The following is a 12484-nucleotide window of genomic DNA, read 5'->3' on the forward strand; positions in this document are numbered from 1 at the left end:
CAGATTGCTGACGAACCCCATTTAAAAAGTGGGGTTCTGTTGATGTCAATCATATTGTTGTAGTGTGGGGGCTTTTAGTATATCGAGGTATCGATTTTCCAGTACCTCTATTAGATCAAAGACCGGCCCCTGATGGTTAGCACTTTTGTCATTAATCCGATGGGGCTATTAAGGCCCTACATGATGTTTACTGACTTCATTTTCTAGCGCTTGATTCACGAAAGCATTAATCGTCACATCTTCTTCAAGTGTTAAATAAGATTCTAAAATAGCGTTACATCTTATACCACTCATAACTCCATATATAAACTCTTCCTCAGACTTTCCCACCAGAAACGCTCTCGCTTGACTTGGCCGGGGGCCATTGCTGGGCCGCATGGAGCACGCGCAGCACAACTACCGTACTGCTTTCATCCTTGATGCGATAGACAATCACATAATTAGGCCGCACGACGATTTCACGGGTACCGTGCACACGGCCGGGGCGGTACAGTTTAGGCCGCTGCGCAGCGAGTTCGATTTTAGCATCAAAGTCTGCGTCAAGCTCAAGCGCGGCGCTGGGGTTGTTTTGTGCGATGTAATCAAAGATACGTTCTCGATCTGCTTCCGCGATCTTTCGCCAAATGATTTTCATGCGCGACCCTGTACAATGCGTTTACGCAAGGCTTCACGTTTGGCGGCAAATTTGGCCTTGACATCAGTGTGAGGGATACCCGGTCCAGGTTCATCTATGGCTTGCTGCACCTGCTCGCGAAACCACGCATCATATGCAGCAGCCTCGTGGGTACGCTTGAGCGCTTCGGCACGATCTGGCCTGCGCGTTGAGGTATTGGGGGGAGCGGGGGCGTAGTTTGATGAATCCACGTCGAAGCGGGCAATGCCAATTTTTTTAAGGTAGGAAACCAGCGTTTCGAACTTGCGGAATAGCCGCACATTGCGGCTGCGCTGTGCGGCCAGTGGTCGCTCGTGCATTCCATAGCGCACCATCACGGCCCAGCCACCTGGCTGGCCCACGATGTACGCTCCTTTAACGGCTCCGGCCTCCACTAGATGTGAGAGGGTGCCGTGGTCGATAGTTTCAGCCATGTTGTCACCTCGCAATTTCTGAATATTTCACAATGTAGACTACTGTAATTTATAGAGCAAATTATAGTAAATTGCAAAGCGATTTATTATTTATCACCCAATAGCCCATTTTCGCGGGTTGCAGAAAATGCAAATACAGTGTCTAACCCCCTGACGGGCGATTGAATCGGGTCAATGAGGAAAATGGGTTGTATTAGGATTCATTATGAAAAGAACAGACCCCATTATTTTCAATGAGGTTTGTCAAGCGGTCTGAGATTACGGCTAAAAACCGTAATCTTTATTTTAATATGACAACGATGTCTTATTCATGTTTAATAACATAAAGATCTTTCGATGACATAAGCCCGAGTGGGCTGATATAATATCCACCAATATAAGGTTTTACTAATCTGGCACTAACATAGTAATAAATAGGAATTGCCGGGACATCTCTTATAAGAATATCTTGTGCTTGCTGGAAATATTCTATGTTGTTTGTTGCTTTGGCTTTACTGATCAGATTATCATAAGTATCATTATGATATAATGATGTATTATTAGAACTATTGGTGACATAATTATTTAAAAACGAAGCAGGATTATCGTAATCAGCTATCCATGCGTGTCTTACCAAATCAAAATTACCTTGATGCATGGTATCTAACATTGTTTTCCATTCTTGATTCTGTAAAACAGCATCCACGCCTAGATTTTTCTTCCACATTGAGGTGGCTGCAATAGCAATCCTTTTATGATCCTCTGATGTATTGTAAAGAAGATTAAATTTCAATGGATTATTTCTGTTATAACCCGCTTCACTCAATAACTGCCGGGCTTTTTCAATTCTTTTTGCCTGCGTCCATGATACATAATCAGGCTGTTTTAAGTTCATTCCGCCTGTATTGGGTGGAGCATTATTATAGGCTGGCTTTTGGCCTTGCCCTAAGACTTTATTTGTTATGATATCTTTGTCTAAAGCCAGATTTAATGCCTGTCTGACTCTGATATCGTTAAAAGGGGCTTTTTGGGTGTTAAATTCGTAATAATAAACGCCTAATTTAGGTGAAATATGGATCTGGCTACCTAATTTGGTTTTTAATGATTTGAATAAAACCGATGGGATACCCTTTGTAATATCTATTTCTCCTGCCAAATAACGGTTTACCACTGCTGTTTCTGATGTGACGTTAAGATAGGTGACTTTATTAATCACGGTGTGTTCATTATCCCAATATTGTGGATTTCTGACGCCAATCACCTTCTCATTGACGATCCATTCAGAGAGTTTAAATGGGCCACTACTGACAAACACATTTGGTTGAGTCCATTTTTCACCATACTTCTCAACCGCTTTTTGGCTGATAGGCACCATAACTGGGTGTGCCAGCATATTTAAAAAATAGGATAGTGGTTGCTCTAACGTTACTTCTACCGTTAAATTATCCAATGCTTTTACACCTAATTCATCGGCTTTTTTCTTACCCGCAAGAATATCTTTGGCATTGACTATATACATGTTTTCAATATAACTGCCATACGGGGACGCCATTTGGGGATCAATTAAACGTCTCCAACTAAAAACTACATCATGAGCGGTAATAGGTGAACCGTCAGACCATTTTATTCCTTCTCTTAGATGAAACACCCAGGTTTTATTATCGTTAGTTTCCCAACGGATCGCTAAATTAGGATTAAACTTACCATCATTTCCTATACTAATTAATCCACTAAAAAAGTCGTTTATAATATCAAACTCAACATCACTTTCAACTTTATGCACATCAAGAGAGGCAGGTTCTGAACCATTATGACGAACAATATTCTGGTTGGTTGCCAGTTGTGTACCGGGTGGAATAATTGCTGCATGAGATAATGTTAAACTCCCAATTATTATTCCTGTGAATAAGGATATGTTTTTTATTGTTTTTTTCATCGTAATTTCTCCAATAATAACGCATTTTTTCAGATTGATATTGCAAGTTGTAACGCTTGAAATTGGATCTAGGGTGAACGTAGAGCCAAAGCTAATTATAGCTAAATATGTATTATTTCATTCCAGATGTCGTTGGCTGATAATTTTATTTTTCTAATCACCCTGTTTAAAGAGTGATGAAAATAACCTTAATGACTTATTTTTATAAAAATTTATATGAACATTGTTAATTTTTTTATTAAAAAAATTTATTCAACAACCGTATTATTTTTTTCAGATATTAACGGATTTTTAACTGTTAAAATCGTGTTTTGTAAATGAATTCACAATTTATCAATAGCATGAGTTCAGCTACTGTCGGGTATTAACGAAGATTTATGTCGTGTAAGAGGTGAGTATGAATGTTTATGAAGAGTGCTCGTTGGAACAAGGAAGCTTATCCCGCGTTATAGAAGAGGCAGTGCGGTCACACATTTTAGAACTGACAGTAGAACAAGTTAAAGTGGCTAACACAGATGTTAATGAAATGGAGCTTGCTTCAATAGTTGATGAGGCTCTGGATTGGGCATGTAAGCGCTAAAAAAAAGAAACTAAGAGGAGAAATAGCCCACGGCACAGATGGATAAAGTTTGCATTGATTAACGATTGTGTGTATATTCTTTATGCTATCAATCGTTAACTTGAGGTGCATCATGCAAACTTTACATAGGAAGACCAAACTCGGTAATAACGTAGCGGCACCTCATCATGAGTATGACGACGCTGATGCAGCGGCTGATCGCCTTGAGAATATCATTAAGGAGCTGGCTGATGGTATTCGCAGTAAGGGGAAGGCTAACATCAAGCGTCAGCTAGCGTTGCCGGATAATCAGTTTCTGATGAATATGTTGTTTTTGGCGATACCCGCACGGGCGCTTGCTGAACTGACGCCGGAGAAGAAGAGGTTACTTAATCGAGTGCGTAGCCGTGCGCGCTTTTTTGACAACGTGCGTGAAAATGGTGGTGTGTTAAATTCTGCTGAGGTAGCGAGTTTGCTTGGTGTCAGTAAAGTCACAGTTAAAAAGAAAAAGGACACAGGTAAATTACTGGCCTTGGAATACGATGGTGAGTTTATTTATCCAGCTTTTCAGTTCACCGATGATGAAAGCAAAGGCGAAAAAGGTGTGCTCAGAGGGGTGGCTGAGATCCTGTTTCATCTTGGTCATTGCAGCGGTGTAATGCAGTACGGATTTTTCGTGCAGAAACGTAATGTACTGAATCACCGTTTACCAGAAGGTCAAGAGTTCACTGTTATTGGTTTGCTGAAAGGTGGCGTTTCGGATGATGAACTTCAGCAGCTAATCCGTTTAGCTAAGTCGTTTGGCACTCAAGATGCGGCATAGTAAATGGTAAAAAATAGGGGAGCAGGCACGATGTCCGCTCCCCTATTTTTGTTATATTACGGGAATATCCAGGTCGTTCACCAGGATATCTTCGGCAATTTCTCCTTCATACTCAAATTCCCTGAGTACTTTGAGTTCCTTGGTGTGTATCACGTTTTTACCAGAAGGATCGTCATGCCAAAGTACCATGCAAGGCTCAAACGTGACGTTAGACACGTAAGCCAGTCCATCTGCGTGCGGTGATAGCTTTGCCGCGAGTTGCTGTGTGATCCGGTAGTCTGTGCCGGTTAGTTGATGGGCGGTGATATGCATTTTCGGCGCAAGCCGGGTAATGTCTACAATACGTAGATTTTTCTCTGTCATCAATGTAGCCATATGGTACCCATCCAGTTCCCGGTCTGTAATGGCTGGCAGACGTTGAAACACCTCCTTCATCGATGTTCTTGGAGAGCTGGCAAGATATAAATTGCCATCTATGCCATTTGTTAACCCGTACCGGGTATGTCCTCCATCTCGGTTAAAAAATACGCCATTGCCCCCGTGTTTACCCTCTTGTAGCCGGTAAAAAACTGTGCCGGCTGAGATGATAATGATACTTTGCGTAATTTTATCGACGGTGAGGGTATCGAGCTGCTGCTTTGTCACTGAGTCAGGGCTTGCCTCTGATTTTGTTACCACTGAACACTCCTGTATCCTTGCCTGTTTCAGCCATATGTTGTCTCCGATGTTATTACATTAACTGGACAATGAAGATGTATATACCCGTCATCTTTCAAGTTGCCTTTTTGTTGGCTGCACTCGCTCACCCCGGTCACATAGTTCCCTATGCTCCCGGGGATTCGCTCCCTTGCCGTCGCGATCCATCTTGAAATCCATTGGGTATAGTGCTGTGTATTTATCCAGTTGTGGGCAGTATATTACAAACAAGGGGGTTGGGTATATGCTTTATTAAACAGAATAATGAGTTAATGGTAAATAAATTCTCAGGATTTATCATGATAATACAGCCTAATGTGGTGTAATCAATTATTTTGCAGGCCAAATATAATGATATTAAAATAATAATATATTTGTTTGTGGATATTTATCATCGGTTTTATTACATAGAGAAAATAACCTGTCAGTTAGTTTTACATAATTCACAAATAACGATTCTATTAGCCAAGAGTATTAAAAATACTTATTTATGATTATGGTGATATGTCTTCATTAGCCTATTTTATAGCTAGAAAAATTGACATTCTCAATCCATGTATAAATGGTAACCAATATGCAGAGAACTCAACGAGTTGTTATTACAGGTATGGGAGCGGTAACGCCGATTGGTGAAGATGTTGAATCATGTTGGCAAAGTATTATTGAGAAACAGCATCGATTTCACAGAATTGAATTTCCCGACTCATTCATTAATTCACGTTTCTTTTCTTTCCTCGCACCCAATCCATCCCGTTATCAGTTATTACCAAAAAAATTGACTCATATGCTTTCTGACTGCGGAAAAATGGCGTTGAAAGCGACGTATCAAGCTCTTACCCAAGCGTTTGGGGTGATATCACCTGTTGAATATTACGATAAATATGAATGTGGAATAATACTTGGCAGTGGCTGGGGGGCTATTGATAATGTCGGAGATCATGCTTGCCAATATAAGAAAACAAAATTAGCTCATCCCATGAGTAATCTTATCACCATGCCAAGTTCCATGACGGCGGCATGTTCGATCATGTATGGACTACGTGGTTATCAGAATACCGTTATGGCTGCCTGTGCAACGGGCACAATGGCAATAGGTGATGCCTTTGAAATTATTCGCTCAGGGCGAGCAAAATGTATGATTGCCGGGGCCGCTGAATCACTTACCCGAGAATGTAATATTTGGAGTATTGATGTACTGAATGCATTGTCGAAAGAACAAACGGACCCCAATCTTGCATGTTGTCCATTTAGTCTTGATCGCTCTGGATTTGTATTGGCCGAAGGAGCGGCGGTGGTTTGCCTGGAAGATTATGATTCGGCTGTCGCGCGTGGGGCAACGATTCTGGCGGAAATCAAAGGTTACGCTCAATATTCAGATGCCGCTAATTTAACCCGGCCAACAGAAGATATTGAACCTAAAGTATTATCGATAACCAAAGCCATCGAGCAGGCGCAGATTTCGTTGGAAGATATTGACTACATTAATGCTCATGGTACTTCTACACCGTTAAATGATCTTTATGAAACTCAGGCAATTAAAGCAGCACTAGGCCAATATGCTTATCAGGTACCTATATCAAGCACAAAATCTTATACCGGTCATCTTATTGCTGCCGCGGGTAGTTTCGAAACTATTGTATGTGTAAAGGCATTAACTGAAAATTGCTTGCCAGCAACATTGAATTTACATCAGGCTGATCCAGATTGCGACCTTAATTATTTACCTAATCAACATTGCTACACCGCTCAACCAGAAGTGGCGCTTAATGTCAGTGCAGGTTTTGGGGGACATAACGCTGCGTTGGTTATCTCTAAGGTAAGGTAACTGATATGTTGATTTTTGAAATGGAAGACATTGAACATTGGTCGAATTTCTCTGGGGATTTTAATCCTATCCATTATTCGGCGAAAAGTGAGTTTTTACACAATATGCAGCAGCACCCTGTGCAGGGAATGTTGAGTTTGCTTTATGTCAGGCAACAGTTCTCTCAATTAGCTTCCGCCTTTACATCTGGAATACTGAATATTGATACGTCATTCCGTCAATATGTTTATACTGCATTACCACATCAGTTGAGAATTGATACTGAAAGCCAAACGTTTAAATTGGAAAATCCGTGCAGAAAAAGTGCGTTATCCGGCAATACCAGTGTAGAAAATACAATGGAGTCAATTGAAAATTGGATTGTTCAAGATAACTGCCAAAAATTGACGATAACAAGGAAAGGCGTTTGTGAAAAATATGCTGTCTTTAGACATTATTTCCCCAGTGTCACATCTATTGGATGGTTTCTGGATGCACTTGCTTTTCATCTTGCCATTAATTCGACAAGTTTTCTTAATTTTGAACACTACCAATTTAACCAGTTACAAGATTACCTGAATCAATCTTTTACGTTGCATACCGGACAAGCGATTAAGATCAGGGAGGACATTGTTAATAGTACAATATTACGATCTTCTCCAAATATTTGTGTTGAATTAAATCCTCCTTTACTGATTAAGAATGGCCCTAAAGATTATATCCGTATTTTTTATTATCGATGTTTATATGATAAAAACCCTATTTTTGTATCAAAGATTTCAATTATCTCTAAGATGAAATAAAAGGAAAGCGAAATGCCAACGCAAAGTGATATTTTTACTGCAATAAAAAATAGAATATTAATGATGAAGGATATCGAAGAGGAAGAGATAACACCAGAATCCTATTTTGTTTCACTTAAATTTGACAGCCTTGACTATGTGGAAATTCAAGTGTTTGTATTGGAAACGTATGGCATTATGCTTAAAGCTGAACTTTTTTCAGATCATTCTATTTCAACATTAGATGAGCTCACTAATTATGTAAAATCAAAACTGTAAGTTGACTTTTGATTTAATGCTGTTTTTTCACCATTAATATTAAGAGGTTATAATGAATATTCTTGAGAAAGGTAAGGTTGCTGCTTTATATTCAGCATATTCAGAGACAGAAGGCTCTTCGTGGGTTGGAAATTTGTGTTGTTTCTCAATTGATCGAGAACATTTGCCTATTATCGTGAATGGGCGTTGTTTCTTGATTGAATTTGTTATTCCAGACCATTTACTTGATAAAACTATTAAGCCAAGAATATTCGAATTGGATATCAATAAACAGTTTTTACTGCGTCGAGACCATCGTGAGATAAATATTTACCTTTTAGGTGAAGGCAATTTTATGGATAGGACGACGACAGACAGAAAATTATTCGAATTAAATGAAGATGGTTCACTATTTATTAAGACGTTACGCCATGCACTGGGTAAATATGTTTCTATCAATCCTTCAACCACGCAATTTATCTTTTTTGCACAAGGGAAATATAGCGAATTTATCATGAACGCTTTGAAGGAATTTGAAGACGATTTATCAAAACGTTATCGTGTCAGAATTATTACCGAATTGCAAGGGCCATATTATGGCTTTGAACTTGATATTCTTTCTATTATAGCTTAATTCACAATATTATGGAGAGTGTGATGGAAAAGAAAATAACAACATTTACCATTGAAAAAACTGATGACAATTTTTATGCTAATGGGCGTCATCAATGTATGGTAAAAATCTCTGTACTTAAACAAGAATATAGGAATGGTGATTGGGTAAAATTAGCACTTAGTGATGCTGAAAAAAGATCGATTCAGGTGGCTGCATTGAGTGATAGCCTCATATATGACCAATTAAAAATGCCTTCAGGATGGACAACAACAGATATAAGAAATCGATATGATCTTGGGTTATTAAATGGTGTTTATAGTGCTGATATTTTTACTGAGGAGCCGGTAATAAATCATGCGGGAGATTGCTGTACAAATGAAAACTATCAGAACAGTGTGAAGAGTATTCCTGAAATTATCTATCGTTATGTTATACCCGTTATCTTTCAAGTTGCCTCTTTGTTGGCTACACTCGCTCACCCCGGTCACATAGTTTGCTATGCTCCCGGGGATTCACTCCCTTGCCGCCGCGATCCATCTTGAAATCCATAGGGTATAGTAGTAATAGAACAAGTACAGAATACCTAATGGCAAAAATGACGTTCGAAGATACGGATGGGAAGCGTACATTGAACAGGTACTTAATCTGTCATTCTCGCCATTAACAACGTTAAATAATGGGTTTGGTATTGGTTGGCGATTTTCATTAACAACATTGGATGTAAAAACACTCACATTTAGCCGAGCAAATGGAGAGCAATTTAAATGTAAGCCATTGCCACCTAATAATAATGATATTAGCTTTAAAGATAAAAAATTAAAAGATTTACGTGTATATAAACTCGATAGCAATACCTTTTATGTTTATAACAAAAATGGCATTATAGAGACACTTAAACGAATTGGATCAAGTGATATTGCGAAAACGGTTGCACTTGAATTTCCAGATGGTGAAGCATTTGATTTAATTTATAATTCAAGATTTGCATTATCCGAAATAAAATACCGGGTGACGGGTAAGACTTACCTTAAACTTAATTACTCTGGAAATAATTGTACATCAGTTGAATACCCAGATGATAATAATATCTCTGCGAAAATTGTATTCGATTATCGCAATGATTACCTCATTACTGTGACTGTACCTTATGATGCTTCTGGTCCTATTGATTCTGCCAGATTTAAGATGACTTATCAGACATTAAAAGGGGTATTTCCGGTTATTAGCGCTTTTCGTACACCAACAGGTTATGTTGAGCTGGTAAGTTATAAAGAGAATGGACATAAAGTGACGGACACGGAATCTATTCCTTATGCTGCTGCATTGACTATTCAACCTGGTAATGGGCAGCCTGCGATCAGCAAATCCTATGAATATAGTTCAGTACATAATTTCTTGGGCTATTCTTCTGGCCGGACAAGTTTTGATTCCAGTCAAGATAATTTGTATCTGGTTACAGGGAAATATACCTATTCATCCATTGAACGTGTTTTAAACGGTCAAAATGTTATTTCAGTAACAGAAAGAGTGTTTGATAAATTTCATTTAATGACCAAAGAAGCAAAAACACAAGATAATAAGAGGATCACAACAGAAATTACTTACAATGAAGATTCGTCAAAAAGCTTTTCCGAACAACCAGAAAATTTACAACAACCCTCTCATGTGTTAACGCGTTACACAGATTTACAGACCAATACTTCACGAGAAGAGAGTGTTAATATTAAAATCGATGATTGGGGAAATACTTTACTTATTACTGAGACCAGTGGGATACAGAAAGAATACGTTTATTATCCGGTGAATGGTGAAGGTAATAATTGCCCTGCCGATCCATTGGGTTTTTCCCGGTTTTTAAAATCAATTACGCAAAAAGGATCACCTGATGCTGCTCAAAGTGTCGCAAATAGAGTGACTTCCTACACGTATCAAAAACTGCCCACTTTTACCGGCGCTTATGTTAAGGAATATGTCAGTAAAGCCTCAGAGACGATAGACAGTAAAATAGTCAGGACCTTTAACTATGTTAATTCACCGACAAACAAATCTCATGGTTCATTAGCAAAAATAACGTCGGTGATGAATAACCAACAAACGGTTACCACATTTAAATATGAATATTCAGATAGTGAGATGACGACAAACTCTACGGTGACGGGTTTTGATGGTACACATATGGAATCGAAAAATGTGACCTCCATTTATACACATCGGCAACTCCGTAAAGTTGATGTAAACCATGTCATTACGGACCAGTCTTATGATCTTTCCGGCCGAATGATAGGACAAATTATTGACCCCGGCACGAAAAAAGAAATTAAACGTAGCGATAAATGTTCATCCCTCTATTCGAGCCGTTGAAGTGAACCAAGCATTTCGAAATAGTACCGGAAATCTATTTAGTCAATCGTCCATTAACACCCGTAATGTGTTACGAGGCCGTTTGACAATATAAAGATTCTGCGGGCTGAACGAAATAATAACTAGGGGGCGACGTCTGTGTCGCCTTTTATGAGAAGTCGAAAATTGAATTTAAAACTATTTTGCAAGAAGTTATGTGATGATGATTTTTTTCTCCCACTTCACTCCCAGTCTCCTGAATCAGCTAGTTCATTTATCGCATTTTCTAATAGTGTATCGGTTTCCTTATCCTGTGTTGCCATAGCCAGATGGCTTTGACGCCGACACTCCTCTTTAAAATGAGGAAGGCGTGTATCAGGCACCCATATTTGAATGGGTCTTAATCCTGACATCCTGAGCTGTTGTCTGTGTTTTTTGACACGATCTGCAATTTTATTCATACTTCACCCTCGTGACATGTAACTAATATAATCAAAAAAACGTTACATGCAACACGTTAGTAAAAGTTGTTGGGAATCTTTTTTCAATGTAGGCAGAAATATCGAGCTAAAATCCCAAAAGGTTTTTAAGGTATTAATCTAGCGTATTCTTGTTGTCCGAGTTCCTGTTTATTTTCATATGAGAATAATCTTGCTGTATATTATTTTAATATTGATATCAGTGCTGATAATAATTTTTCAGTAGGTGAATATTTTGCATTTACCTGAATAAATCTCGGGATTTTATTATTTTTTCTAACAGTGTGATGAATGTGAAGTAATTTTGATCGTGGAGTATTAGCGGTAATCCGATTATGGCATTATACTGTGAAAAAGAGATAATAAACAAGGTTGGGGCTATTGAGCCAAGTAAATATACCCAATGGATTTCAAGATGGATCGCGGCGGCAAGGGAGCGAATCCCCGGGAGCATAGAAAACTATGTGACCGGGGTGAGCGAGTGCAGCCAACAAAGAGGCAACTTGAAGGATAACGGGTATAAATTAAAAGATGAGGCACAATGATGACTAATATTTATGTAAACAAATATGCTCCAAATGGTATCGTGATGAAATTCCCATTAGCACCCGATAGAAAGATAGAGAAATGGAATGCGGAGAATTTGAATTTTCGCATTGGTACTCCAGGATTTATATGGTTAGATGGCCAGAATATTTCAGAATTTCGCAACTTATTTTGTTATCCAAATATTTCAAATCTTTATCTTGCATTTACGTTTAAAGCTCAGTTTTTCACTCCCCGAAATTTTACCGCAGAAATGTCTAGGGAGCAGCCAACTCAAGATTGGTTTTTCAATAATGGGGAATATGTTGAGAACGGTTTTGATAATTTTGGTATATATTCCGATGATACAGGAGCTGGAGAGTACAGCATAAATTTAATTGAACCCTGTTGTTATATTATAAAAGAGGGTGAATTAAGTTATAGTGGTAAAGATTCTATATTTCCAAATCTCTCTTTTTTTGTAAAAAATAAAGTGAGTTCAAATTTTTTAGCAAATTTAATTTCTACAGATTTTCAAGTCATTATTAATTAGTGAATGGCTTAGTTGTGTGAGCTATACCCTATGGATTTCAAGATGGAT

The 12484-nt window shown here is 38.6% G+C and carries 15 protein-coding genes; 10 read left to right on the forward strand and 5 right to left on the reverse strand.

Annotation, left to right across the window (positions count from 1 at the left end; all coding sequences use genetic code 11):
* Positions 1-316: 316 nt before the first annotated feature.
* From SLS51_RS08365 to SLS51_RS08375, 3 genes are all read right to left on the reverse strand, one after another.
* Positions 317-634 (reverse strand): type II toxin-antitoxin system RelE/ParE family toxin, encoded by a 318-nt coding sequence (locus SLS51_RS08365; RefSeq protein ID WP_323837282.1) that lies wholly within the window; start codon positions 632-634, stop codon positions 317-319.
* The gene (locus SLS51_RS08370; protein ID WP_323837284.1) at positions 631-1086 is read right to left on the reverse strand and encodes an antitoxin PaaA2 family protein; all 456 of its coding nucleotides are present in this window, start codon (positions 1084-1086) and stop codon (positions 631-633) included. The genes SLS51_RS08365 and SLS51_RS08370 overlap by 4 nt, the downstream gene beginning before the upstream one ends.
* Positions 1087-1390: 304 nt before the next feature.
* Positions 1391-3001 carry an ABC transporter substrate-binding protein gene (locus SLS51_RS08375; protein WP_323837286.1) on the reverse strand — a complete coding sequence of 537 codons (1611 nt, stop codon included), beginning with the start codon at positions 2999-3001 and terminating at the stop codon, positions 1391-1393.
* Positions 3002-3398: 397 nt separating this feature from the next.
* Here SLS51_RS08375 and SLS51_RS08380 point away from each other — a divergent pair, with 397 nt between their 5' ends.
* Positions 3399-3581 (forward strand): ribbon-helix-helix domain-containing protein, encoded by a 183-nt coding sequence (locus SLS51_RS08380; RefSeq protein ID WP_323837343.1) that lies wholly within the window; start codon positions 3399-3401, stop codon positions 3579-3581.
* A gap of 112 nt (positions 3582-3693) precedes the next feature.
* On the forward strand, positions 3694-4383 hold the full coding sequence (locus tag SLS51_RS08385) for a hypothetical protein (protein ID WP_323837288.1): 690 nt from the start codon (positions 3694-3696) through the stop codon (positions 4381-4383).
* Between the two features lie 51 nt (positions 4384-4434).
* Here the strand turns inward: SLS51_RS08385 and SLS51_RS08390 are convergent, their stop codons facing one another.
* Complete coding sequence (locus SLS51_RS08390) at positions 4435-5061, reverse strand: RES family NAD+ phosphorylase (protein WP_323837290.1); 627 nt, start codon at positions 5059-5061, stop codon at positions 4435-4437.
* A 592-nt stretch (positions 5062-5653) separates the two neighbouring features.
* Here SLS51_RS08390 and SLS51_RS08395 point away from each other — a divergent pair.
* The 6 genes from SLS51_RS08395 (at position 5654) to SLS51_RS08420 (ending at position 10900) form a co-directional block, all read left to right on the forward strand.
* Positions 5654-6904 (forward strand): beta-ketoacyl-[acyl-carrier-protein] synthase family protein, encoded by a 1251-nt coding sequence (locus SLS51_RS08395; RefSeq protein ID WP_323837292.1) that lies wholly within the window; start codon positions 5654-5656, stop codon positions 6902-6904.
* A 5-nt stretch (positions 6905-6909) separates the two neighbouring features.
* On the forward strand, positions 6910-7686 hold the full coding sequence (locus SLS51_RS08400) for a hotdog family protein (protein WP_323837294.1): 777 nt from the start codon (positions 6910-6912) through the stop codon (positions 7684-7686).
* Positions 7687-7698: 12 nt separating this feature from the next.
* The gene (locus SLS51_RS08405; protein WP_323837296.1) at positions 7699-7944 is read left to right on the forward strand and encodes an acyl carrier protein; all 246 of its coding nucleotides are present in this window, start codon (positions 7699-7701) and stop codon (positions 7942-7944) included.
* 52 nt (positions 7945-7996) lie between these two features.
* A complete protein-coding gene (locus SLS51_RS08410; protein WP_323837297.1) occupies positions 7997-8557 on the forward strand; it encodes a hypothetical protein in 561 nt (186 codons plus the stop codon).
* A 23-nt stretch (positions 8558-8580) separates the two neighbouring features.
* The gene (locus tag SLS51_RS08415) at positions 8581-9081 is read left to right on the forward strand and encodes a hypothetical protein (RefSeq protein ID WP_323837299.1); all 501 of its coding nucleotides are present in this window, start codon (positions 8581-8583) and stop codon (positions 9079-9081) included.
* A gap of 172 nt (positions 9082-9253) precedes the next feature.
* Positions 9254-10900: a hypothetical protein gene (locus tag SLS51_RS08420; RefSeq protein WP_323837301.1), complete on the forward strand. Its 1647-nt coding sequence runs from the start codon at positions 9254-9256 to the stop codon at positions 10898-10900.
* 221 nt (positions 10901-11121) lie between these two features.
* Here the strand turns inward: SLS51_RS08420 and SLS51_RS08425 are convergent, their stop codons facing one another.
* Complete coding sequence (locus SLS51_RS08425; RefSeq protein WP_323837302.1) at positions 11122-11340, reverse strand: antitoxin MazE family protein; 219 nt, start codon at positions 11338-11340, stop codon at positions 11122-11124.
* 353 nt (positions 11341-11693) lie between these two features.
* Here SLS51_RS08425 and SLS51_RS08430 point away from each other — a divergent pair, with 353 nt between their 5' ends.
* Positions 11694-11903, forward strand: a complete 210-nt coding sequence (locus tag SLS51_RS08430) for a hypothetical protein (RefSeq protein ID WP_323837304.1) — start codon at positions 11694-11696, stop codon at positions 11901-11903.
* Positions 11900-12436, forward strand: a complete 537-nt coding sequence (locus tag SLS51_RS08435) for a hypothetical protein (RefSeq protein ID WP_323837306.1) — start codon at positions 11900-11902, stop codon at positions 12434-12436. Before SLS51_RS08430 ends, SLS51_RS08435 begins: the two co-directional genes overlap by 4 nt.
* Positions 12437-12484 lie beyond the last annotated feature (48 nt).

Source organism: Photorhabdus africana (assembly GCF_035181445.1).
Taxonomy (GTDB): Bacteria; Pseudomonadota; Gammaproteobacteria; order Enterobacterales; family Enterobacteriaceae; genus Photorhabdus; species Photorhabdus laumondii.